The sequence below is a fragment of the Micromonospora sp. Utrum1 genome, assembly GCF_057197805.1.
The window spans coordinates 446,162-467,234 of sequence record NZ_CM170071.1; the positions used below are offsets into that span (position 1 = coordinate 446,162).

Sequence of the window (21,073 nt, forward strand, 5' to 3'; positions counted from 1 at the left end):
GCTGCTGAGCCTAATATCGGGCCCAGCCGTACTGTCGCGCACGTCACGGCGGCTCGTGACGGCGGCGGCGGACAAGTCCCGTCTCGTGGGAGGATCGCGCCGTGCCGTCGCTCTTCGCTTCATACCTGCGCGTGTACGAGCCGCTGACCGCCTTCGATCGCGACCGCCAGTCGTTCTGGCGCCGCTACGTGAAGGAGGGGCGGGCGGTCGCCCCGCTGGACGGGCCGGTCCGGCAGCGGACCGCGGTGATCGAGGCGCTGGGCGCCGGCTGGACCCGGCTGCCCGACCTGCCCGACGAGGCGTACGTCCTGGAGACCGACGACACCCTGCTGGTCTGCCCGTGGAACCTGCGGATCCGGGTCGCCGAGGCGGCGCTGAGCGCCCGCGACGGGGTGCCCTCGGTGCTGGCCGACGCGTTCGTGCCGCCGGTCCTGGCCGGCCAGGCCAAGGCGGTCGTGGAGGACTGGCGCAGCGGGGCGCGGGTGCTGGAGCACGGGGTGCCCCGGGTGCACGAGCAGATCGCCACCTGGGGTGTGCCGCTGCGCTGGTTCGTGCTCTTCGACGCGCAGGAGCGGCACCTGGTCACCGAGCCGGAGCGGCGGGCGCTGCGCTACCGGACGGAGATCTCCAAGGCGCGCCGCCGGTCCTCCCGGGCGCTGTCGGTGCTGCGCAAGTCGGTCGGCGAGGCCCCGATCACCGAGGCGGTCGAGGAGGCCGCCCGCTGGCTGGAGGAGTTCCACCCGCGCTCCGTGGTGGAACTCGACTACGGCGGCCTGGTGCAACTGCTGCCGGACGGGACGCTCTCCGCCGACGACTCGACCGAGCTGGTCGCGGCCGGGCTGGCCGGGCTGTCCCGGGGCGAGGCGGAGGAGGCCTCGGCCGCATACGACAAGCTGGTCGCCCGGTGGCGTGCCGTGCAGCTGCTGGAGCGTTGCAACTAGGCCGGGTTTGCCCGGGTTGAGACCCCTCGATGCGAGAGTGTCTCGTAGTTGACGCATCACGAACCGTGATCATGAGTCCGAATAAGGTAGTTTCTGCGGCATAAAAGTCGTAAAAATCGGGCATGGTTCATCCGTCCGTCTAGGGACCTTCAGCCGTTCGGCCCATGTCGGACATCGGGGACTAGCCGGACCATGGGAGACGCGTCGGCCGGCGGGACCCCGGCCGATGTCTATACATGTGGAGGAGTGACCCCGATGGCATCGCGAACGCACGAACCAGAGCCGCTACTCACACCGGCCGAGGTGGCGTCGATGTTCCGTGTCGACCCGAAGACGGTGACCCGGTGGGCCAAGGCTGGCAAGCTCAGCGCCATCCGGACCCTGGGCGGCCACCGCCGTTACCGCGAGTCGGAGGTTCGCGCCCTGCTGCAGGGGCAGATTCCCCAGCAGCGCCAGGGGGACTGACGACCCGGACGTTTCTCAGGCGTTCCGATCACGGGCGGTGGGACGTCGCGACATGCGACGATCCGCCGCCCTCAATCGTTTCCGGGGCCGGTTCGCTCAGTCGAGCACGATGCGCAGGCCCACCGTGCCGCCCTCGCCCCGGCGCAGCCGGCTGCCCAGCAGGCTCAGCCGGCCGATCAGCCGATACTTCTGCTTGAGCAGGCTGCGGATCCGCCGGGTGCTCTCCGGGCCGCTGATCGTCGCGTGTCCCGGCACCGCCTCGCCGTGCGGCCGGCCGCGCACGTCGCACGGGGCCACCGTGACCCGGCCGTCGCGCCGGATCCGCTTCACCTTGCCGGAGTCCGACACCGTCCACACCGCCAGCGCCTCGCCGTCGCGCACCGCCCACACCGGAGTCGGCACCGCCCGCCCGTCCTTGCGGAACGTGGTGAGCAGCACGTACTTCTCCGCCGCCAGGCGGTCGAGGTCGGTCACGCCGCTCAGGATACGGCCGTGACGCGCCGGCCGAGCCCGGATAGCGTGATCGCCGTGAGCGCGAGGAGTGAGCCGGGTCTGCGAGCCCCGCAGTCGCGAACATTGGAAGGGCCGTGACCGGGGAACCCACGATCGGCGACGTGTTCGGCGAGATGATCCGCGACGCGTACGCGGCCGCCACCGGGATCGGGCCCCGGCCGCTGGTCGGCGGGCGGCTGCCCCGGCCGGTCATCGAGATCATCGAGCGCGACGACGGGCTGATCAATGGCGCCCCCGCTGCGCACTACCTCGACCCGCCGGAGCGGTGGCAGCCGTACGACCACCGGGCCGTGGAACGGGTGCACGGGCAGGTGCTGGACATCGGGGTCGGGGCCGGCCGGATCGCGCTGCACCTCCAGGAGCGCGGCGTGCCGGTCACCGGGCTGGACACCTCGATCGGGGCGCTGCGGGTCAGCCGGCACCGGGGCGTACGCGACCTGGTGCTCGGCACTGTCGACGAGCACGTCGCCGACGGCCGGCGCTACGACACCTTTTTGCTGCTCGGCAACAACCTGGGGCTGTTCGAGGGGCGGGAGCGGGCGCCCGCCCTGCTGGCCGCGCTCGCCGCGCTGGCCCGCCCCGGCGCCCAGGTGATCGCGCACGGCACCGACCCGTACGGCACCACCGACCCGGTGCACACCGGCTACCACGAGCTGAACCGGCGGCGGGGGCGGCTCGGCGGCCAACTCCGGCTGCGGCTGCGCTACCGGATGCTCGGCACCGAGTGGTTCGACTATCTGGTGTGCTCGGTCGAGGAGTTCGCCGACCTGGTCGACGGCTCGCCGTGGCGACTGGTCGACGTGGACGACCGGGACCACCCCTACTACCTGGCCACGCTGAAGCTGGCCTGAGCCGGCGGGCCCCCGGGACTGCCCGGAAGCCCGCCGACGTAGCCGTCAGACCTGCACGGTGGGGGTGGTCTGCTCCGGCGGAAGGCCGCCGTCGCCGTCGACCACCTCGTCCGGGGTGCCGTCCTCGTCGATGTCGACCATGGTGATGTCCACCTTGCCGTCGCCGTCGGTGTCGAACTGGAACAGGTCGGCCTTCCCGTCGCCGTCGGTGTCCACCACCCAGACGTCGGTCTTCCCGTCGTTGTTGGTGTCCGCGCGGAGCAGGTCCACCCGCTCGTCGCCGCGGGTCTCCACGGTCTCGCTGCGCTCCGCGCTCTCCGGTGCCTGGCTCATCTCGGTCCTTCCCTCGGCGTTGACGGCCGTCTGTACCCGATCCGGCGCGCCCCCACGCATGCCCCGCGGGCCGGCCCTGCATAGGGTCGCACCCAGGAACGAGCGAGCGGACGCACCGGCGTGGCGGAGACCCCGCCCGTCACCGGCCGCGGCGAAGGGACATCGATGAGTGGACGTTTTGTGGTCGTCGGGGCCGGCACCATGGGCCTCGGCATCGCGTACGTGGCGGCCGGCGCCGGGTACGCGGTCGAGCTGGTCGAGGTGGACCCGGCGCGCGGCGCCGACGCCGTGCGGCGGCTCGGCGAGCTGTGGGAGCGCGGCGTCCAGCGCGGCAAGCTGACCGCCGAGGCGGCGACGGCGAACCGCGAGCGGGTCACCCTGCGGGCCGGGCTCGCCGAGGTGGCCGAGGGCCCCGACGTGATCGTGGAGGCGGTCCCCGAGCGGCTCGACCTCAAGCGGGCCGTGCTCTCCGACGCCGAGGGCCGGCGGCCCGCCCTGCTCGGCAGCAACACGTCCAGCATCCCGATCGCTGAGCTGGCCGAGGGGCTGGAGCGGCCGGCCGGCTTCCTCGGGCTGCACTTCTTCAACCCGGTCTGGGCGATGGCGCTGCTCGAGGTCGTGGTCGGCCCGGCCACCGCGCCGGAGACCACCGAGGCGGCCGTCGCGCTCGCCGGCCGGCTGGGCAAGGACCCCGTCGTGGTACGCGACCTGCCCGGCTTCGCCACCTCGCGGCTCGGCGTGACCCTCGGCCTGGAGGCCATCCGGATGGTCGCCGACGGGGTGGCCAGCCCGGCCGACATCGACAAGGCGATGGTGCTCGGCTACCGGCACCCGGTGGGCCCGCTGGAGCTGACCGACCTGGTCGGGCTGGATGTCCGGCTCGACATCGCCCGCACCCTCCAGGCCGCGTACGGGGACCGGTTCGCGCCGCCGCCGCTGCTGGTGGAGATGGTGGCCGCCGGCCGGCTGGGCAAGAAGTCCGGCCAGGGCTTCTACACCTGGGAAGGCGGGGTGAAGCAGTGAGCGCGAGGAGTGAGCTTGCGAGCCCCGCAGTCGCGAACGGAAGGCGGGCGCGGTGAGCGGGCTGCGGATCGAGGAGTTGCCGGACCGGCTGGTGGTCACCCTGGACCGGCCGGAGAAGCGCAACGCCATCGACGCGGACCTGATCGCCGAGCTGCACGCCGTCTGCGCCGAGCTGGAGGCGCGGCCCCGGCTGCTGCTGCTCACCGGCGGGACGGAGGGCATCTTCGCCGGCGGCGCGGACATCGCCCAGCTCCGCGAGCGCGGCCGGTTGGACGCGCTGGCCGCGATCAACCAGGCGGCCTTCGCCCGGATCCGGGCCCTGCCGATGCCCACCGTGGCCGCCGTGGACGGCCCGGCGCTGGGCGGCGGCGCCGAGCTGGCGTACGCCTGTGACCTGCGGGTGTGCACGGCGCGTGCGGTGTTCGGCCAGCCCGAGGTGCGGTTGGGCATCCTGGCCGGCGCCGGCGCGACCTACCGGTTGCCCGCGCTGATCGGGGAGGCCCGGGCCAAGGAGCTGCTCTTCACCGGCCGGCGGGTCGACGCCGAGGAGGCGCTGCGGATCGGGCTGGTGAACCGGGTGGTGGCCGAGCCGGCGGAGCTGCTGCCCACCGCGCACGGGCTGCTCGACGAGATGGCCAAGGGCTCGGCGCTGGCGCTGCGGCTGACCAAGCTCGCGGTGGACGCGCCGGCGGCCGCCCACCCGCAGCTCGACCTGCTCAGCCAGGCGGTGCTCTTCGAGGACGAGGAGAAGCGCCGGCGGATGACCGAGTTCCTGGAGCGACGCCGCTCCCGCTGAGCCGCGGAAACGACGAGGGCCGCACCGGTTCGCCCGGTGCGGCCCTCGTCGTCGTCTCAGTGCCGGATCTGCACCCCGGCGTCGGCCAGCGCGGTGATCACCCGTGCCGACTCGCCGAAGCCGATCACCAGCACGGCGTCCGCCCCGTAGTCCTTGATTTCCTTGGCCCCGGTGGAGAAGTCCACCGGCGGCGCCGTCGCGCCGTCCGGCGGCACGTACGAGAGCAGCTTGACCCTGTCGGCGCCCATGCCGGCCCGCTCCAGCTCGGCGCGGACGTTCTCCTGGAGGCCCTCGCCGTAGGAGTCCTTACGGGCGACGATCGCGATCTTGTGCGGTCCGTCGCGCATTATCACGTCGGCCAGCGCCCGACCCTGGAGGATGTCCGACGGGGCCGTGCGGAAGTAGAGGCCCTTGTCGTCCACCGTGCTCAGCCCGGCGTCGGTGTTCGACGGGGAGAAGAGGATCAGGCCGGCGGCCACCACGTCGGGCAGCACGGCCCGGGAGATCCCCGAGGCCGCGGCACCGATGATGACGTCCACGCCGTGCTGGACGTGCGAGGCCACCATCGCCTTCGCCACCTTCGGGTCGGTGCCGTCGTCGCCGTCGATCCAGACCACCGGCTCGCCGAGCACGCCGCCCGCCGCGTTGATCTCGCGGATCGCCAGCGCCGCGCCGGCCGCGATCGGCGGGTACGCCAGGGCCAGGTCACCGGTCTTCGGCAGCAGGCCGCCGAGCACCAGCGGGGAGCCGTCCTCCTTGTAGGACTTGGCCGGACGCGACTTCTTGCCCCGCGGCGGCGTCTTGGTGCTCGCCCCCGACTCGTTCCCGGCGCCGACGAACTCGGTCTTGCCGTCGTCGAGCTGCTGGTCGTCGAAGTGCAGGGTGGCGTAGCTGGCGGCGGCCGGCTCGCCGACGTCGGTGAACCCGCCCCGGTTCAGCGACACCCCGCGGTATTCGAGGTCCTGGCCCGCGCGGGCCAGCTGGAGGCAGGTCGTGACCTCCTCGCAGCGCTGGCCGCCGGTGGTCACCCCGACGATCTGCTTGGCGATCGCGGCCGGCTCGGTCGTGCCGGCGAGCTGGGCGGCCAGCACGCTTATCACGATCGCGTCGTAGGTCTCCGCCGAGTAGAGGTAGTCCTTGAGCTTCGGGTCTACGGTGCGTAGTCGATCCTTGAAGCTCTCGGGCAGCGGCGTGAGCGGGGTGGTGCCCTTCATGCCGTTGAGAAGGTCCGCGCGGTCCTTCAGAGCGTCGACGTACGAGTTCTGCATGTTGCCGTCGGTGCCGTAGAGGCGCACCTGGGTGGCGGCCGCCTCCTCGGGCTTGTCGCTCCCGCAGGCGCTGGTGGCGAGCAGGAGCGCCGCGCAGGCCGTGGACAGGGCCGCACGCGACGCGCGAGATCTGAGCATTGTCGTCCTTCCTCCGGCGAGGGTCCGCTGCGCACACTAGCGTGCCGGCGCGGCGCGCGGGACCGTGGAGGTCGGTCCGTCGGCACCCCGACTGCCGGTATCACTCTGCGTGACGGCCGGGCCGTTCCGGGGTCACCGCTTGACCCCCGGAACTACTGTTCGGCAGGTGACCGACGAAGCACAGCAGACGCTGGACGATGCGACAGCCGTGCTCCGCTCGGCGCTGGCCGGGGACGGCGACGGCGTGGTGGGCACCTTCGACGCCGTGGTCGACCGCTCCGGGCTGTCCGGCGCCTACGGGGTCGCCTGGTGCCTGGCCGCCACCATGGTCGGCGGCGACGCCCCCGGTGGCGGCGCCGCGCTCGACTTCCCCGGGATCGACCAGGCCGACTACGACACCCGCTGGGTGGCCCGCTTCGTCAGCGCGTACGCCAACGACGACGCCGACACCGGCGAGGCGCTGTTCGGGGCCGCGGCGGCCGATGGGCTGCTCCCCGACTGCCTGCTCACCCTCGCCGGCTCGACGGTCGCCACGCTGCGCAGCCGGGCGGACTGACCGTCCGGCGCCGCCTCGTCCCGTCCCGGTCCCACGGCTGTGGTAGCTCTGGTGCATGTCCGAGGCGATGCTGAGCAAGGTCCGCAAGCTGCTCGCCCAGGCCGAGGACCCGGCCTGCACGCCCGCCGAGTCGGCCGCCTTCATGGCCAAGGCCACCGAGCTGATCGCCCGCTACGGCGTCGACCGGGCGCTGCTCGCCGCCCGCGAGCCGGCCACCGACCCGGTGGGCGACCGGGTGGTCGAGGTGGTCGCCCCGTACGCCCGCGACAAGGCCGGCCTGCTCGCGGCGGTCGCCGACCCGCTGCACTGCCGCTGCGTACGCCGCCGGCAGGGCAGCGGCTTCGATATGCACCTCTTCGGCTTCGCCAGCGACCTGGAACGGGTCGACCTGCTCTTCACCTCGCTGCTCGTGCAGGCCGCGCACGGGCTCGCCGGGGCCGCCGTACCGGCCGGGGAGCATCCGGCCGCGTTCCGGCGCACCTGGCTGGCCGGCTTCGCGCACGTGGTCGCCGAGCGGCTGCGCACGGCCGAGGCAGGCGCGGTCGCCGAATCGGGAGCGCCCTCGATGGCGCTGGTGCTCGCCGACCGTTCCGACCGGGTCCAGCGTCGGCTCGCCGAGGTGTATCCGCGGCTGCGTACCGCCCCGCGCCGCCGGCTCGCCGGCAGCGGCTTCGGTCCGGGCTCCGCCGCGGGTCGCCGGGCCGACCTCGGCGGCACCGGGGTCTCCGGCGCCGGGACCCCGGCCCGGGGTATCGGCGGCTGACCCGCCGCGCTCAGTCGGTGGTGCGGGCGACCGTGGCCAGGTAGCGGCAGAGGAGCTCGTGCCAACCGGCGGTGAGCGCCTTGCGGTAGCCCTCGGCGGCCTCGCCGTGCCGGTCGAAGTAGCGGTGCTCCACGTCGACCCGGGTCAGCTCCGGCCCCTCGGGCTGGAAAAGGACCTCGACCTCGCTGGCCCGCGCCGGATCCGGCACCGGCACCCGGTCCGGACCCAACTGCCAGGTGAAGACCAACCGCCGCGGCGGATCCCAGGTGAGCACCCGGCCCCAGTCGCCGCGGAAGCCGTACGGGCCGATCTCGTAGAGCATGCCGCCGGCCCGGGGCTCGATGCCCAGTTCGGCCAGCGCCTCCGGCCCCGACCAGGTGTATTCGCGCACCCACCAGTCGGTCAGCGACCCCGTGAACACGGCGTACGCCCGGTCGGCGGAGGCGGGGGCGAAGAGGGTGCTGCGGAGGGAGAAACGGTCGAATTCCTGGCTGACCTCATCCGGATCGGCCATCCCCTGTCCCATAGGCCCGGACCATACCGGCTGATGCCCCGCTGTGCAGCTTTCATGTTCGCCCGCTTTCCGACAGCGGGAGAGCGATCTCCCGGACAGCCTCGGACCGGGGAACGGCGGGCGGCGAAGCGCGTTGCCCGCCGTCGCCGCCGGCGTACCGGAGCATCAGGGATGCCGGGCCGGAAACCGGGTAACCGCGGCTGATCCGGCCCGGCGGACGGGGCCAGCGGGGAGCGGGGACCATGAGCCAGAGCGGAGCGACCGGGCGGGAGCCGGACCCGACGAGCGAGCGGGGCGCCCATCGCGGCGCCGGGCAGTCGGAGCCGGACGTCCTGCTCGACATCCCGGAGGTGACGGTCGACCAGATCCGGCTGTCCGTCCAGGGGCTCGACGCGGATCTGTCGCTGCGTGCCCGGCTCGCCAACCTGCTCCAGCTCGACGCCGGGGTCCGGGTGCACCTGGAGGGCGTGGAGCTGGATGTCACCGGCGTCAGCGCCGAGGCGCTGCTCAAGGTACGCCTGGAGAAGCTGGTGCAGATCCTGGACCGGGCACTGACCACAATCGACCGGAACCCGCACCTGATCGAAACGCTGGCCCGCTCGGTCGGGGGCGGCATCGACGACGTGAACCGGGCGGCCCAGCAGCTCGCCAGCGCGCCCGTCCTCGACGAGAGCGGGCAGCGGATCGGGACGGTCGGCGCGGTGGCCGACCGGGCACTGCGGGAGGGCGTCGGCCAACCCGGACCGCCGTCCCCGCCGTCCCGGACGACCCCGGCCGGAGCGCGTGCTCCCGAACCGCCGACCGGCGAGCAGGGGCAGCCGAAGCCATCGGCAGGCGCCGGGGGGCGGCCGTCCGGCGCGGCGGGTGCTCCGCCAGTTGGGGGTGGTGGTGGCCGGCCGCCGTCCGGCCCTGCGGGCGGCGGCGAGAGGCCTGGTGCGCCCCGCGAGGGTGGCCCATCTGCAGGTCAGGGTGGTGGCCCGACCGGCCAGGGTGGCCCGACCGGCCAGGGTGGCCCGACCGGCCAGGGTGGCGGTCCGCCCGCCGGGGGTGGGCAGCCCGGCCGCGAGCGTGGCCCGTCCCGCGAGCGTGGCCCGTCCCGCGAGGGTGCCCTGTCCCGCGAGGGTTGGCAGCCCGGCCGCACGGGTGGCGCGTCTCGCGAGAGTGCGGAGTCCGGGCGCGAGGGTGGTCCGTCCGGCGAGGGTGTCGGCCGGCCGGCCACCGGCCCCGGAAAGCCACCTGGTGCGGGAAAGGCCCCGGGGGCCGGGGAGGGGGCGGAGCCGGGGAAACCGCCCGCCGGGAAGCCGGAGGGGGAGGAGAAGGTGCCGGGTGGCCCGCCCGGGCCGGCCCAGCTCGCCGGCCAGGCCGGGGAGACGCTGTTGCACGCCGGCCGGAGCGTCTGGGAGGCGATCCAAAGCGGCATGGGCCAGCACCGCCCGAAGCGGTAGCCCGGAGGATCAGCAGGGCTGGGCCGGCGACCGCCACCAGGCCGTACGACGGAGCAGCAGCAACCCCGCGACCGGCGCGAGCGTCAGGGCGAGGGCGACGGCGCTGGTCAGGTCGCGCGGCGCCCAGAGCAGGTTGTCACCGATTCCGTTGGCGTGCGCGGTGAGCGAGCAGGCCACCAGCAGCCCCACGGCCGCGAGCACCGCCCCGACCCGACGACGACGCCAACCGCGAGCCGCCCTGGCGTCCGGCCGGACGGGCCGGGCGACCGCCGCGACGGACACCGGCGGTGCCGGCCGACCGACCACCGGCTCGACGGCGGCAGTTCCAACGGTCGACGGCTCGACGGCGCTGGCCCGCCGGACGGTCACCGGCTCGACGGCGCCGGTCTGCCGACCGACCACGGGCTCGGCGGCACTGGCCCGCCGGTCACGCACCGTGCGGGACGGCGCGGCGACCGGTCCGGGCGTGCCCGCCCGGTGGCCGGTGAGCCGCCACTGCAGGGCGGTGAGCCCGCGGACGGCCCAGACCATCGGCGGCACGACCAGCAGCAGGATCAGGGCCGCGTGGGTGGCCCAGGCGCCGGCAAGGGTGGGGCCGCCCCAGGCGTTCGCGTACCAGTCGGTGTCCGCGTGGTCGCCGAGCCCGAGCCACGGGCGGAACGGGTACGCCAGCACGTTGATCAGCACCAGGAAGGCGAGCACCGCGGTGAGCGCGGACGAGGCGACCGCGACCGGCAGGGCCAACAGCGCCCCGCCCAGCGCCCGCAGCCGACCGGGCCGACTCGGTGCCCGGCCCAGCGCGCCCAACGCCTGCGGCACGGCTACCACCGACCAGGCGAGCCGTCGTCGGCTCTCGGCACCGTAGGTGATCCGCCAGGGTGCGAGGATCTTCGGCCGCTCTCTCGTCATACGGCTCAGTCTTGGCCGTCCCCCGCCCCCGCACCATCGGGACCAACCCCGACCCGCCCCCGATCCCGGAACCCTGACCCTCCGCGTTGTTGACCAAGAGGTTCGCGTCGGGAAACGGCCTCCCACCGACGCAAACTTCTTGATCGACTGAAGGGGGCGGGCGGGTGAGCCGCGTTGCCGGCGCACGAACAGCCGCCCGTCATGGTGTGATGGGCGGCTGCTTCTCCTGTCGTCCGCTGCCTGGCGGCATGTCCAAGTCCTGAGGGGCAGGTGTGGTCAGAGCGTCTTGACCTGGCCGCCATCGAGGATGAACTCGGCACCGGTGGTGTTGGCGGAGCGGGCGGAGGCAAGGAACAGCACCAGGTCGGCGACCTCGCTGGCCTCGGTGATCCGGCCGGTGCTGATCGCCATGCTTTGCGGCACGACCTCGTCGAGCACCTGCTGGACGGTGACACCCGCGCCAGCGGCAACAGCGTGCGCGAAACCGTCAGGCCCGGTCCAGAACGGGGTCCGCACCGGACCGGGCGAGACGGCATTGACCCGCACACCGCGCGGCGCGAACTCCTCCGACAGGGTCTTGGTCAGGTTGGACATCGCCGCCTTGGCCGCGGAGTAGTCGACCACCATCGGGAACGGCAGCCGGGCATTGATGCTGCTGATGTTGACGATCGTCCCGCCGTTGTCCAACAGGGCGGGCAGGGCCGCCCTGCTGGTGCGTACGGCGCTGAAGAACGTCACGTCGAACATGCGGGCCCACTCGGCGTCGTTGACGTCGAGGAATCCTGACCGGCCGCTGCCGGTGCCAACGTTGTTGACCAGCACATCCAGGCGCCCGTACGTCGACAGCGCGGCGTCGACGAGCCGCTGCGGGGTATCCGCGTCGGTGATGTCGGCCAGCACCACGGTGGCGCCGCGCGCGGCCTGGGCGTCGAGCTCTGGCGTGCTCGTACGGCTGCTCGCCACCACGTGCGCACCCTCGTCGAGCAACGCCGCCACGGTGGTCAGACCGATGCCCCTGCTCGCGCCGGTGACGATGGCGACCTTGCCCTGCAATTCGAGATCCACTATCACTCCTAGTTGTTGACTGATCGGTTCCTAATTCGGCCAGCAAAAAGTCAGTCGAGGGCGCCCAGGGAGACCTCCACGGCATTGTTGAGGAACGGCCGATCCGCGCGGGCCTTGCCCATCACCCGCAGACCCTGCAGGAACGTGGTCAGGAACTGGGCCAGATCCTGCGGTTTCTTGTCCGACGCGATCTCCCCGCGGACCCGCGCTCGCTCCAACGCCCCGGCCAGGGCCGACTCGATCTGACCCATCGTGCGCGAGACCTGCTGCACCGTGTCCGGGTGCGCCGAGCGCTCCGTGGCCGCGTTGACCAGCAGGCAGCCCCGCTCCGGATCGGCCAGGTCGGCCTCCACTAACTCGAGGAGCACCGCCCGGATCGCCGGACGCACCTGCTCCGCCCGGTCCAACACCTCGATCAGCCCTACCGCGTGGCGCTGGCAGTAACGGCGAAGCGCCAGCGCATAGAGCTGCTCCTTGGATCCGAACGCCTTGTACAGGCTGCCTCGGGCGATTCCGAGGCCCTCCACGAGATCCTCCGTCGAGGTCGCCTCGAACCCTTGACGCCAGAACAACTCCATCGCACGGTCCACCGCCGCGTCGATGTCGAACGTCCTTGGCCTACCCATGCGACAACCATAAAGGTAAGGAACCGATCAGTCCACAACTGTGGGAGCAGTCACCCGATGGGCTCACGACCGGCGGCCGACGCGGCTCCCAGCGAACCTGACCCGCGCTCGGCCTGCTGGCGGCGCAAGCGCTGGCATCGGCCGGCGCGCCGGCCCATAAGGGCATGCCTCCGGCGGGGGGGCCAGACGACTCCGAGATGGAACGCCCGAACGGTTCGGTGGGTGAGTGGTTGAGGAGCTGTCATCCCGTCTACCACCGACCCAGGCCCGCTCCACGGAGCGTGGGTCGGGGGCAGACAGGATGGCAGCAGCGGGTGAACGTCGTGCGGCGGCAGATTCGGTTAGCGACCGAGCTATCCAACCCGGCAGAACACCGAAACAACACGACCCGTCTCAACATCGAGGACCACCGCGACGGTCGACATGCCGGCCGGCATAACCGGCGGTGGATCTGGCTGAGCCGCCCGGGAAGGGCACAACGGGGCGGGATAAACCTGCGGGTGGTGAACCTGTGGGCCGTCGACCTGTGAAGACGAGCTCGGCTCGCCAGTGAGGCTGCCAAGGCCCAGCGCCACACCGGCCGCGATGACGAACCACGGCTGCAGGCGTCGTGGCGTTGACGAGGTGCGCTGCGACACGTCCAAGTCAATAACGGCCATACGGCACGCTAGCGCCCCGGACTGCCCCAGGACCATCCGAAGGTCTGGACTGGCGAAGTGGCGTGCAGCGAGCGTGCAAGGAACGGCGGCGATCAAGGGCGCAGAGCGGTCAACCACGGGCGATGGCGATCGATGCGCCAGGACCCCTAACGGCAAGATCCCCACCGGCGTTTCCGCTGGTGGGGATCTCTGTAGCCCGGCGAAAGGCTATGTGGCCAGGGGCGGGGTCGAACCGCCGACCTTCCGATTTTCAGTCGGACGCTCGTACCAACTGAGCTACCTGGCCGTGCCGCTCGGCTCATGCTACCGCACAGGCCGATACGCAGAACGCCGCGCGTGAAGGGCGCGGCGTCAGCGCTTGCGGTCCTGACGGGACTTGAACCCGCGACCTCCGCCTTGACAGGGCGGCGAGCACTCCAACTGCTCCACAGGACCTAGCTGGTGTTGCATCCGGCCGGAACCGGACCGTGCCCCCAACGGGATTCGAACCCGTGCTACCGCCTTGAAAGGGCGGCGTCCTGGGCCGCTAGACGATGAGGGCGGCCCCGCCATCATTGCATACTCGCAACTTCAAGCGGACTTGCTCCCATCCGGCCCCGCCGGAGGCATGAGAAGCATATGCCATGCCTCCGCAGTCGGCCAAACCGGTATGGCCACGGGCGAAGAACCGGGTGAAACCGCAGTTCAGGGGCGGTGTCACCGGAGTCGGGAGATCCCGTACCGCCGCTTGAGCTCGGGAATCAGGTGCCGGCAGGCGGCCACCGTCTGGGTCCGGTCGCCGCCCGCGTCGTGCATCAGCACGATCGAGCTGTGGTGAGTCGCCGACGCCACCCGCTTGATGATCGTCTTCGCCGTCGGGTGGTCCCAGTCCTGCGGGTCGACGCTCCAGTGCAGGGGGCGCAGGCCGAGCTGGCGGGCCACCGTCAGCTCCTCCGCCGTCCACCGGCCGCCGGGCTGACGGAACCAGGTGATCGGCGCGCGCGGCGCGGCCGCCCGGATGGCCTGGTTGGTCCGGACCAGGTCGGCCCGGATCTCGGCGATCGGCCGACGGCCGAGGTTGATGTCGTGCCGCCAGCTGTGGTTGCAGAGCTGGTGCCCCTCGCGGGCGATCCGGGCCACCAGCTGCGGATAGCGCTGTGCCTGCTTGCCGACCAGGCAGAAGGTCGCCGTGACGTGGGCCGCCCGGAGCTGGTCGAGGATCTGCGGGGTGAACCGGGGGTCCGGCCCGTCGTCGAAGGTGAGCGCGACGCCCCGGTCGCCGCTGGCCCGGTGCAGCCCGGCGGGCAGGGTCTTCGGCAGCGGCCGCAGCTTCGGCTTCGGCGGGGTGGTGCGGCTCGGGCTGGGCCGTGGGGTGGGCTTCGACCTCGGCGTGGGGACGGCCGAGGCGGCCGGCGGGGCGGCGGCCCGGGCCGGGGTCTTGCCGGGCTCGCCGCAGCCGGTCACGAGGAGCACCAGGCCGAGGGCGAACGCCAGCACGGCGCGTGGACGCATCGTCGCTCCCGAGAGGGGGTCGGGTCGGGCGGACTTTCCGACCGTAGTGGACGTCGCGCCGAATAGGGAGGGCCCCTCACCCCGTCGTCGACTGGTCCAGGGAGCCCCGCACCGCCACGGCCAGCGAGAGCGCCTCGGCCAGGTTCACCGGCCGGACCACCCCGGCCGGCAGCGTGTCGGCCCGCCAGCCCGGCCCGGCGGCGAGCACAAGCAGCGGCCGGCGCGGGGCGGCGAGCACCGCAGTGAGCTGGTCCGGATCGGCCGTGACCGGGGTGTGCGACCAGAGCACCACGGCTGCCGGGCCGGTCCTGTTGACCGCCTCGACCAGGGCGGCCACCGGCACCCGGGCGCCCAGCATCCGATAGCCCACCCCGGCCTCGGCCAGGGCGGCGCCCAGCGCCTCCAGCGGGAGCGTGTGCTGTTCCTCGTCGGCGCAGGAGAGCAGGATCCGAGCCGGCCCGGCGACGGGGTGCGCCCGGGCCACCGTGGCGAACGCCTCGGATACGCACCGGGACATCAGGTGCTCCACCTCGATCAACCCGGCGGTGGCGGCGTGCCGCTCGCCGATGCCGGCGAGCACCGGCCGGAGCAGCGCGTCCCAGGTCGGCACCACGCCGTCGGTGGCGAGAGCGTGCGCGATGGTGTCGCCGATCGCCACCGAGTCCATTCGCATGGCGGCGCGGGCCACGCCGCGGGCCACCGGTCCGGCCCGGCCGACCGGGATGGTCGTCCCGCCGCCGTCCCGGACCGCGGTGGCCCGCCCCTTCGTCCTGAGCTGCTCGGGCGGGAGAACGGCCGGTGCCTGCCGGGCCCAGCGGGCCGCCTCGGCGGGGGTGACCCCCTCCGCGGTGAGCCGCCGCATGATCTCCAGGCGCGCGAGGTCGGCCGGCGTGTAGCGCCGGTGGTGCCCCGGCACGTGCTCACTTGGACCGAGGCCGTAGCGCTGGTGCCAGGTGCGCAGCGTGGTGACCGCGACCCCCAGCCGGCGCGCGACGGCCCCCGCGCTCAGCGCCTCATCCGCCACCCGACCGCTCCGGTGCCTCGTCGGCGGGCGCGCCCGCCCGCGCCGCGTCGGCGGCGGGACGGGCCGGCCGCAGCAGCCGGTTCACCACCCCGCCGAGCCAGGGCGCGTACGCGCGGGGATCGGCGTCCAGGTCGTCCTCCAGCTCGCGCGGGTCGACCCAGCGCAGGGTGGCCACCTCGTCCGGGTCGGGCCGGATGGGCAGGTCGGCCGGTACGTCGGCGCGCAGCACGTGGTCGTACTCGAACTCGACCCGACCGGTCGCCGGGTCCTCGGCGTAGTAGACGTACACCCCGACCTCGGTGAGGTCGACCGGCTCGACGCCGAGCTCCTCGGCGAGCCGGCGGTTGGCGGCCTCGACCAGCGACTGGCCGGGCAGCGGGTGGCCACAGCACGCGTTGGCCCAGCGCAGCGGGAAGCGGGTCTTGACGGCGGCCCGCTGCTGGAGCAGGATCCGCCCCTCCGGGTCCACGAGCTGCACCGAGAACGCCCGGTGCAGCCGGCCGGGTGGCTGGTGGGCGGCGGCGACCGTGGTCTCGCCGAGCACGTTCCCGTCGTCGTCGACCAGCTCGACGAGGTGCTTCTCCCGGGCCGTCATCGTGCCGGCCTTTCCTTCGCGACTGCGGGGCTCCGCTTCGCTGCACTCCTCGCGCTCACCGGACCTCCGGTGATCCGCGAGGCGGCGAGCTTGCCGCTGATCAGGACCATCGGCACGCCCACCCCGGGTTGGGTGCCGGAGCCGACGAAGACCACGTTGCCCAGCGTGCGGTGCAGGTTCGGGGGGCGGAACGGGCCGGTCTGGAAGAGGCTGTGCGCGGCGGCGAACGGGGTGCCGGCGGCCATGCCCTGCGCCGCCCAGTCGGCCGGGGTCACCGTGTGCAGCACCTCGATGCCGTCGCCGAAGCCGACGTAGCCCCGCTCCTCCACGGTCGCCACGAGCTGGTCGGTGTAGCGGCGGGTCAGGTCGCCCGGCCAGTCGAAGGGCGCCCGGTCGAGGTTGGGCACGGGGGCGAGCACGTAGTAGGTGTGTCGCCCGGCCGGGGCCACCGACGGGTCGGTCCGGCTCGGGTTCGTCACCAGCAGCGACGGATCGGTCATCAGCTCGCCCCGCCGGATCACCTCGTCGAAGGTGCCCTTCCAGGACCGCCCGAAGTGGATGTTGTGGTGGGCGATCCGGCCGTAGCCCTGCGTCGAACCGACGTGCAGCACCACGCAGGAGGGCGAGTAGGTGAGCTTGCGCTGCCGGCTCGCCGGCAGCAGGTCCCGGTAGGCGACCGGCAGGTCGGGGTTGAGCACCACGACGTCCGCGGGAACGAACTCGCCGTCGGCGGTGACCACGCCGGTGGCCCGGCCGTGCGCGGTCTCCACCCGGGTCACCGTGGTGCCGTACCGGATCTGCACGCCGTGCTTCTCCGCGGCGCCGGCCATCCCTCGGGAGACCGCGTGGATGCCGCCGCGCGGGAAGCACACCCCGGCCACCGAGTCGAGGTACGCGATGACCGCGTAGATGGCCAGCGCGTCGTGCGGCGCGAGGCCGGCGTACATGGCCTGGAAGGAGAAGATCCGCTGGGTACGCGGGTCCCGGAAGAACTGGTTGATCTTCGTCTGGAGGCGCCGGAACGCGCCGTTGGCGAGCAGCTTGAGCAGGTTGCCGGTGAGCAGGTCGGTCGGCGCGTCCAGGTTGCGCTCGATGAAGTCGGTCCGCTCCCAGCGCCACAGGTCGCGCGCGTAGTCGACGAAGCGCAGGTAGCCGTCGGCCTCGCGGGGCCCGCAGACCCGGGCGATCTCGGCCGCCATCCGGGTGGTGTCGGTGATGACGTCCAGCGTCGACCCGTCCGGGTAGTACGCCCGGTAGGCCGGGTCGAGCGGGGTCAGGTCGAGCCAGTCGGTTAGCTCCTCGCCGACCGCGCCGAGCGCCTCGGCGATCAGGTCGGGCATGGTCAGCACGGTCGGTCCGGTGTCGAACTCGTACCCATCGACGCCGAGCCGGCCGGCGCGCCCGCCCGGCACCGGCTCGCGTTCCAACACGGTCACCTGCCGGCCGCTGGCGGCCAGGTGCAGCGCGCAGGCCAGCCCGCCCAGCCCGGCGCCGACGATCACCACCCGGTCGGTACGCCCGCTCACGGTGCGCATCCCGGCCTCCTTACTCGCGAAGTTGGTCATCATGCCTGCCGCCGCGTGGCAGCGGTGGCGAGGCCGGTCAGCGCGCTGCGCGCGGTGCCGTCGATCGGCGCGGCGTCGAGCGCCGCCCGCGCCTCGGCCACCCGGTCGGCGATCATCCGCTCGACCCGGGCCACCGCCCCGGTGTCCCGGACCACGTCGGCGAGCCGGGCCACCTCGCGCGCCCCGGTGACCGTGCCGGCCTGCTCCAGGGCGCGGCGCTGGGCTGGGTCGCCGAGCTGCCGGGCCAGCATGAGCAGCACGGTCGGCTTGCCGGTCCGCAGGTCGTCACCGGCCGGTTTGCCGGTGGTGGCCGGGTCGCCGTAGACGCCGAGCAGGTCGTCGCGGAGCTGGAACGCCTCGCCGACGGCCAGCCCGTAGCGGGTGTACGCGGCGATCAGCGGGGCGTCCGCCTCGGCCCCGGCCAGGGCGGCGCCGAAGAGCAGCGGTCGCTGGACGGTGTAGCCGGCCGTCTTGTAGCGGGCCACCCGCAGCGCCCGCTCCACCGACCAGTTCGCCGCGTCGTGCTCGCCGAGCACGTCGAGGAACTGCCCGGCGACGGTCTCCACCCGCATCTGGTCGTAGCAGCGGCGCACGTCGAGCAGCCGGGCCGGCGGCACGGTGGCGCGCGCCATCAGCCGGTCGGCCCAGACCAGGCAGAGGTCGCCGATGAGCACGGCGACCGCCTCGCCGTACCGCTCCGGGTCGCCGGTGTGCCCGGCCGCCCGGTGCCGCGCGGCGGCGGCCCGGTGGGCGGTCGGCCGGCCGCGGCGGGTGTCGGAGCCGTCCATCACGTCGTCGTGCACCAGCGCGAAGGTGTGCAGCAGTTCCAGCGCGGCGAGCGCCGGCAGCACCGAGTGCAGCGGCGCGTCGCCACCGGCCAGCCCGCGCCAGCCCCAGTACGCGAAGGTCGGCCGGACCCGCTTGCCGGTGGCCAGCACGCAGTCGCGGGCAGTCGCGGCGAACCCGCCCATCGCCGCGTCGATCCCGCCGAGCGCGTCGACCTCGGCGGCCAGGAACCCCGCAAGGGTCTCGTCGACGCCCTGCACCAGGTCTTTCGTGAAGGCGGCCAGCACGCCGCGGACCGGATCGTCCTTCGCCCCGGGCTGAGCCGGCGCGACGAGGCGGAGCGCACTACCGGCAACTGCGTCGTTGGCCATGCGGGTGAGCGTACCCTAGGGTTACGAGTTGCGTCGATTGCTGCGTCGAACCAAGGAGGGCCGGTGGACACCGATCTCACCGCTGCCTATGAGCGTTGCCGCGAGCTGCACCGGCGTCACGGCCGTACCTACTATCTCGCCACCCGGCTGCTGCCCGCGTGGAAACGACGGCACGTTCACGCCCTCTACGGCTTCACGCGCTACGCCGACGAGATCGTCGACCGCACCGAGGAACTCCCGTCGGCCGAGCGCGCGGCCCGGCTGGCGGAGTGGTCCGCACGCTTCGTCGCCGGCCTGCGCGGCGAGCCCGTCGACGACCCGCTGCTGCCCGCCGTGCTGCACACCATCGCGGTCTTCGATCTGGACCGCGACGACTTCGCGTCGTTTCTGCGCAGCATGGCGATGGACCTGACCGTCCGGTCGTACCCGACCTACGACGACCTGCTCGACTACATGGAGGGCTCGGCCGCGGTCATCGGCACCATGATGCTGCCGATCCTGGGCAGCTCCGACCCGGCGGCCGCCCGGGAGCCCGCCCGCCAGCTCGGCTTCGCCTTCCAGCTCACCAACTTCATCCGGGACGTGGCCGAGGACCTGGACCGGGGGCGGACCTACCTGCCCGACGAGGACCTGGCCAGGTTCGACGTCACCCGGGAGGACCTGCTCGCCGCCCGGGCCGCCGGCCGCACCGCGCCGCGGCTCCGCGAGCTGATCGAGTACGAGGTGAGCCGCGCGCAGGCCCACTACGCGGCCGCCGCGCCGGGCATCCCGCTGCTCGCCCCCGCCTCCCAGGCGTGCATGCGCACGGCGTACGCGCTCTACGGCGGCATCCTCGACGAGGTGGCGGCCCAGGGCTTCGACGTCTTCACCCGCCGGGCCCGCGTACCTGGGCGGCGGCGGGTGGCGGTGGCCGGGCGGGCCCTGCTCACCCCGGCCGGCGCGCCGGTGCGGATCCCGGGTCCGGCCCTCCAGCCCGCCCTGGCTGCGTGATCGGCCGCACCGTCTCTGTGGAGGTCACCCGCGTCTGGCTGCGCTGACGGCTCACGTCCGCCAGACGGTCACCTTGATCACGGCACCGCCGTCGCCCGCCTGGTTCACCACCTGCAACCACCCGGGGTGGCCGTCGGAGGTGGTGAAGCAGAACTGCTGGCCGCTGCCGACGTAGTGGTGCGGGGCGCTCGTCCGCCGGGCCGGCGTAGGTGTCCCCGTCACAGGCAGGAGTGCAGCGCCTCCACCAGCTCGTCCACCCGGGCATGGTCGGCCAGCCGGGCGGTCGCGTACGCGAAGGTGTAGCCGCGCTCCGGATCGGCCCAGGCGCTGCTGCCGCCGATCCCGCCCATGCCCCAGGTCCCGTCCGGCTCCCACTGCATGCCCAACGTCCAGCACGCCGGCCGGTCCAGCACCAGGTCCGGTCCTTCGTACTGCACGCGGGTCGCCTCGGCGACGAGTTCGGGGCTGAACCGGCGTACCCCGTCGAGGGTGCCGCCGGCGAGCAGGCCCGCGTAGAGGCGGGCCAGGGCCGACGCGGTGGCGTGCAGGTTCACCGCCGGGAACTCCGTGCCGCGCCAGAGCTGGCTGTTCACCAGCGCCAGGTCCAGCCCGCCCGTTGGGTTCCCCATCGCCCGGGCGCGCAGCGACCCCGGCTCGCCCAGCATCCGGACCGGCCAGTCCGGGTCGGCGTACGACAGGTCGGCGCAGCGCCGCTGGTCCGCCGTGTCCAGCCCGAAGGCCAGGTCGAGGCGCCACGGCCCGGCGATCTCCTCGGCCAGGAACTGCCCCACCGGCCGCCCGTCCACCCGGCGGACCAGTTCGCCGACCAGGTGCCCGTACGTCCAGGCGTGCTCGCCCGCGACGGTGCCCGGCGCCCATTCGGGCTCGGCGGCGGCCAGGTCGGCGCAGAGCAGCCCCCAGTCGGCGACCGCCGTGGCGGGCCGGGGCACCGGGAACGCGGGTAGCCCGGCGGTGTGGTCGAGCACCTGCCGCACGGTGGCCGGGGTGCGGAACTCCGGCCAGTACGCCGACACCGGGGCGTCGAGGTCGACCCGGCGCCGGTCGACCAGGAGCAGGAGGCAGAGCGCGGCCACCGGCTTGCCCACCGAGTAGACGTTGACCAGCGTGTCCGGCCGCCACGGCTCCCCGGCCCCGACGGGTGGGACGGCCGTGCCGGGCGCGACGGCGGCGCGGGTGCCACCGACCAGGTCGACCACGGGTGTGCCGTCGTACCAGACGGCCAGCGCCGCGCCGGTCTCCCGGCCGTCGGCGAAGAGGTCGTGGAAGCAGTCCCGGACCGGGGCGAAGCGTGCCTGCATCCGGCCACGGTAGGTGGTCGGGAGGATTGCCGGCGCGGGAATTCCGGCCCGACCCGGTGGCCGAACG

24 protein-coding genes and 3 tRNA genes are annotated in these 21,073 nt (G+C 73.5%); 10 read left to right on the forward strand and 17 right to left on the reverse strand.

The window, feature by feature from the left end; genetic code table 11:
- The first annotated feature begins 101 nt into the window (after positions 1 to 101).
- Both AC0OLQ_RS02145 and AC0OLQ_RS02150 read left to right on the forward strand, forming a co-directional pair.
- On the forward strand, positions 102 to 941 hold the full coding sequence (locus AC0OLQ_RS02145) for a DUF8083 family protein (protein ID WP_357332225.1): 840 nt from the start codon (positions 102 to 104) through the stop codon (positions 939 to 941).
- A 255-nt stretch (positions 942 to 1,196) separates the two neighbouring features.
- Positions 1,197 to 1,406 carry a BldC family transcriptional regulator gene (locus AC0OLQ_RS02150; protein WP_007073996.1) on the forward strand — a complete coding sequence of 70 codons (210 nt, stop codon included), beginning with the start codon at positions 1,197 to 1,199 and terminating at the stop codon, positions 1,404 to 1,406.
- Positions 1,407 to 1,502: 96 nt separating this feature from the next.
- Here AC0OLQ_RS02150 and AC0OLQ_RS02155 read toward each other — a convergent pair whose 3' ends face one another.
- Positions 1,503 to 1,880, reverse strand: coding sequence for a PPOX class F420-dependent oxidoreductase (locus tag AC0OLQ_RS02155; protein ID WP_357332227.1), 378 nt, complete (start codon positions 1,878 to 1,880; stop codon positions 1,503 to 1,505).
- Positions 1,881 to 1,993: 113 nt separating this feature from the next.
- Here AC0OLQ_RS02155 and AC0OLQ_RS02160 point away from each other — a divergent pair, with 113 nt between their 5' ends.
- Positions 1,994 to 2,770 (forward strand): class I SAM-dependent methyltransferase, encoded by a 777-nt coding sequence (locus AC0OLQ_RS02160; RefSeq protein ID WP_484529984.1) that lies wholly within the window; start codon positions 1,994 to 1,996, stop codon positions 2,768 to 2,770.
- Positions 2,771 to 2,815: 45 nt separating this feature from the next.
- Here AC0OLQ_RS02160 and AC0OLQ_RS02165 read toward each other — a convergent pair whose 3' ends face one another.
- A complete protein-coding gene (locus AC0OLQ_RS02165; protein WP_357332231.1) occupies positions 2,816 to 3,103 on the reverse strand; it encodes a hypothetical protein in 288 nt (95 codons plus the stop codon).
- Between the two features lie 165 nt (positions 3,104 to 3,268).
- Here AC0OLQ_RS02165 and AC0OLQ_RS02170 point away from each other — a divergent pair, with 165 nt between their 5' ends.
- The gene (locus tag AC0OLQ_RS02170) at positions 3,269 to 4,126 is read left to right on the forward strand and encodes a 3-hydroxyacyl-CoA dehydrogenase family protein (protein ID WP_484529985.1); all 858 of its coding nucleotides are present in this window, start codon (positions 3,269 to 3,271) and stop codon (positions 4,124 to 4,126) included.
- Positions 4,127 to 4,178: 52 nt separating this feature from the next.
- Complete coding sequence (locus AC0OLQ_RS02175; RefSeq protein ID WP_484529986.1) at positions 4,179 to 4,922, forward strand: enoyl-CoA hydratase/isomerase family protein; 744 nt, start codon at positions 4,179 to 4,181, stop codon at positions 4,920 to 4,922.
- Between the two features lie 56 nt (positions 4,923 to 4,978).
- On the opposite strand, the gene AC0OLQ_RS02180 is transcribed toward AC0OLQ_RS02175, so the two are convergent.
- Positions 4,979 to 6,328, reverse strand: coding sequence for an ABC transporter substrate-binding protein (locus AC0OLQ_RS02180; protein WP_484529987.1), 1,350 nt, complete (start codon positions 6,326 to 6,328; stop codon positions 4,979 to 4,981).
- Between the two features lie 166 nt (positions 6,329 to 6,494).
- Between AC0OLQ_RS02180 and AC0OLQ_RS02185 the strand changes: the two genes are divergently transcribed.
- Positions 6,495 to 6,884, forward strand: coding sequence for a hypothetical protein (locus AC0OLQ_RS02185; protein ID WP_357332238.1), 390 nt, complete (start codon positions 6,495 to 6,497; stop codon positions 6,882 to 6,884).
- A gap of 55 nt (positions 6,885 to 6,939) precedes the next feature.
- Positions 6,940 to 7,647: a DUF2786 domain-containing protein gene (locus AC0OLQ_RS02190; protein ID WP_484529988.1), complete on the forward strand. Its 708-nt coding sequence runs from the start codon at positions 6,940 to 6,942 to the stop codon at positions 7,645 to 7,647.
- A gap of 10 nt (positions 7,648 to 7,657) precedes the next feature.
- On the opposite strand, the gene AC0OLQ_RS02195 is transcribed toward AC0OLQ_RS02190, so the two are convergent.
- Complete coding sequence (locus tag AC0OLQ_RS02195) at positions 7,658 to 8,173, reverse strand: SRPBCC family protein (protein ID WP_484529989.1); 516 nt, start codon at positions 8,171 to 8,173, stop codon at positions 7,658 to 7,660.
- 230 nt (positions 8,174 to 8,403) lie between these two features.
- On the opposite strand from AC0OLQ_RS02195, the gene AC0OLQ_RS02200 reads away from it, so the two are divergent.
- Complete coding sequence (locus tag AC0OLQ_RS02200) at positions 8,404 to 9,606, forward strand: hypothetical protein (RefSeq protein ID WP_484529990.1); 1,203 nt, start codon at positions 8,404 to 8,406, stop codon at positions 9,604 to 9,606.
- A gap of 9 nt (positions 9,607 to 9,615) precedes the next feature.
- On the opposite strand, the gene AC0OLQ_RS02205 is transcribed toward AC0OLQ_RS02200, so the two are convergent.
- From AC0OLQ_RS02205 to AC0OLQ_RS02215, 3 genes are all read right to left on the reverse strand, one after another.
- Positions 9,616 to 10,515, reverse strand: coding sequence for a hypothetical protein (locus AC0OLQ_RS02205; RefSeq protein WP_484529991.1), 900 nt, complete (start codon positions 10,513 to 10,515; stop codon positions 9,616 to 9,618).
- A gap of 276 nt (positions 10,516 to 10,791) precedes the next feature.
- A complete protein-coding gene (locus AC0OLQ_RS02210) occupies positions 10,792 to 11,586 on the reverse strand; it encodes an SDR family NAD(P)-dependent oxidoreductase (RefSeq protein ID WP_484529992.1) in 795 nt (264 codons plus the stop codon).
- Positions 11,587 to 11,630: 44 nt separating this feature from the next.
- Entirely contained in the window at positions 11,631 to 12,158 is a 528-nt protein-coding gene (locus AC0OLQ_RS02215) for a TetR/AcrR family transcriptional regulator (protein WP_484529993.1), read from the reverse strand.
- A gap of 362 nt (positions 12,159 to 12,520) precedes the next feature.
- Between AC0OLQ_RS02215 and AC0OLQ_RS02220 the strand changes: the two genes are divergently transcribed.
- Entirely contained in the window at positions 12,521 to 12,736 is a 216-nt protein-coding gene (locus AC0OLQ_RS02220) for a hypothetical protein (protein ID WP_484529994.1), read from the forward strand.
- A 341-nt stretch (positions 12,737 to 13,077) separates the two neighbouring features.
- Here the strand turns inward: AC0OLQ_RS02220 and AC0OLQ_RS02225 are convergent.
- The 8 genes from AC0OLQ_RS02225 to AC0OLQ_RS02260 form a co-directional block, all read right to left on the reverse strand.
- Positions 13,078 to 13,151: transfer RNA gene (locus AC0OLQ_RS02225), tRNA-Phe, on the reverse strand.
- Positions 13,152 to 13,226: 75 nt separating this feature from the next.
- Positions 13,227 to 13,300, reverse strand: a tRNA-Asp gene (locus AC0OLQ_RS02230).
- Positions 13,301 to 13,333: 33 nt separating this feature from the next.
- Positions 13,334 to 13,406: transfer RNA gene (locus AC0OLQ_RS02235), tRNA-Glu, on the reverse strand.
- Positions 13,407 to 13,561: 155 nt separating this feature from the next.
- Positions 13,562 to 14,356, reverse strand: a complete 795-nt coding sequence (locus AC0OLQ_RS02240) for a polysaccharide deacetylase family protein (RefSeq protein ID WP_484529995.1) — start codon at positions 14,354 to 14,356, stop codon at positions 13,562 to 13,564.
- A 76-nt stretch (positions 14,357 to 14,432) separates the two neighbouring features.
- Positions 14,433 to 15,380 (reverse strand): MerR family transcriptional regulator, encoded by a 948-nt coding sequence (locus AC0OLQ_RS02245; protein ID WP_484529996.1) that lies wholly within the window; start codon positions 15,378 to 15,380, stop codon positions 14,433 to 14,435.
- Positions 15,370 to 15,975: an isopentenyl-diphosphate Delta-isomerase gene (gene idi, locus AC0OLQ_RS02250; protein WP_484529997.1), complete on the reverse strand. Its 606-nt coding sequence runs from the start codon at positions 15,973 to 15,975 to the stop codon at positions 15,370 to 15,372. The genes AC0OLQ_RS02245 and idi overlap by 11 nt, the downstream gene beginning before the upstream one ends.
- Positions 15,972 to 17,510: a phytoene desaturase family protein gene (gene crtI / locus AC0OLQ_RS02255; RefSeq protein WP_484529998.1), complete on the reverse strand. Its 1,539-nt coding sequence runs from the start codon at positions 17,508 to 17,510 to the stop codon at positions 15,972 to 15,974. The genes idi and crtI overlap by 4 nt, the downstream gene beginning before the upstream one ends.
- A gap of 29 nt (positions 17,511 to 17,539) precedes the next feature.
- A complete protein-coding gene (locus tag AC0OLQ_RS02260; RefSeq protein WP_484529999.1) occupies positions 17,540 to 18,697 on the reverse strand; it encodes a polyprenyl synthetase family protein in 1,158 nt (385 codons plus the stop codon).
- A 63-nt stretch (positions 18,698 to 18,760) separates the two neighbouring features.
- Between AC0OLQ_RS02260 and AC0OLQ_RS02265 the strand changes: the two genes are divergently transcribed.
- Positions 18,761 to 19,687, forward strand: coding sequence for a phytoene/squalene synthase family protein (locus AC0OLQ_RS02265; protein ID WP_484530000.1), 927 nt, complete (start codon positions 18,761 to 18,763; stop codon positions 19,685 to 19,687).
- A gap of 51 nt (positions 19,688 to 19,738) precedes the next feature.
- Here the strand turns inward: AC0OLQ_RS02265 and AC0OLQ_RS02270 are convergent, their stop codons facing one another.
- Complete coding sequence (locus AC0OLQ_RS02270; RefSeq protein ID WP_484530001.1) at positions 19,739 to 19,909, reverse strand: hypothetical protein; 171 nt, start codon at positions 19,907 to 19,909, stop codon at positions 19,739 to 19,741.
- Positions 19,906 to 21,006: a serine hydrolase domain-containing protein gene (locus tag AC0OLQ_RS02275; RefSeq protein WP_484530002.1), complete on the reverse strand. Its 1,101-nt coding sequence runs from the start codon at positions 21,004 to 21,006 to the stop codon at positions 19,906 to 19,908. The genes AC0OLQ_RS02270 and AC0OLQ_RS02275 overlap by 4 nt, the downstream gene beginning before the upstream one ends.
- Positions 21,007 to 21,073: the final 67 nt, after the last annotated feature.

Excerpts from the sequence above, each read along its gene's own strand:
- AC0OLQ_RS02260 (WP_484529999.1), bottom strand. The coding sequence starts at position 18,697 with ATGGCCAACGACGCAGTTGCCGGTAGTGCGCTCCGCCTCGTCGCGCCG.
- AC0OLQ_RS02205 (WP_484529991.1), bottom strand. The coding sequence starts at position 10,515 with ATGACGAGAGAGCGGCCGAAGATCCTCGCACCCTGGCGGATCACCTAC.
- AC0OLQ_RS02200 (WP_484529990.1), top strand. The coding sequence starts at position 8,404 with ATGAGCCAGAGCGGAGCGACCGGGCGGGAGCCGGACCCGACGAGCGAG.
- AC0OLQ_RS02195 (WP_484529989.1), bottom strand. The coding sequence starts at position 8,173 with ATGGGACAGGGGATGGCCGATCCGGATGAGGTCAGCCAGGAATTCGAC.
- idi (WP_484529997.1), bottom strand. The coding sequence starts at position 15,975 with ATGACGGCCCGGGAGAAGCACCTCGTCGAGCTGGTCGACGACGACGGG.
- AC0OLQ_RS02190 (WP_484529988.1), top strand. The coding sequence starts at position 6,940 with ATGTCCGAGGCGATGCTGAGCAAGGTCCGCAAGCTGCTCGCCCAGGCC.
- AC0OLQ_RS02150 (WP_007073996.1), top strand. The coding sequence starts at position 1,197 with ATGGCATCGCGAACGCACGAACCAGAGCCGCTACTCACACCGGCCGAG.
- crtI (WP_484529998.1), bottom strand. The coding sequence starts at position 17,510 with ATGCGCACCGTGAGCGGGCGTACCGACCGGGTGGTGATCGTCGGCGCC.
- AC0OLQ_RS02240 (WP_484529995.1), bottom strand. The coding sequence starts at position 14,356 with ATGCGTCCACGCGCCGTGCTGGCGTTCGCCCTCGGCCTGGTGCTCCTC.
- AC0OLQ_RS02275 (WP_484530002.1), bottom strand. The coding sequence starts at position 21,006 with ATGCAGGCACGCTTCGCCCCGGTCCGGGACTGCTTCCACGACCTCTTC.
- AC0OLQ_RS02165 (WP_357332231.1), bottom strand. The coding sequence starts at position 3,103 with ATGAGCCAGGCACCGGAGAGCGCGGAGCGCAGCGAGACCGTGGAGACC.
- AC0OLQ_RS02215 (WP_484529993.1), bottom strand. The coding sequence starts at position 12,158 with ATGGAGTTGTTCTGGCGTCAAGGGTTCGAGGCGACCTCGACGGAGGAT.
- AC0OLQ_RS02180 (WP_484529987.1), bottom strand. The coding sequence starts at position 6,328 with ATGCTCAGATCTCGCGCGTCGCGTGCGGCCCTGTCCACGGCCTGCGCG.
- AC0OLQ_RS02170 (WP_484529985.1), top strand. The coding sequence starts at position 3,269 with ATGAGTGGACGTTTTGTGGTCGTCGGGGCCGGCACCATGGGCCTCGGC.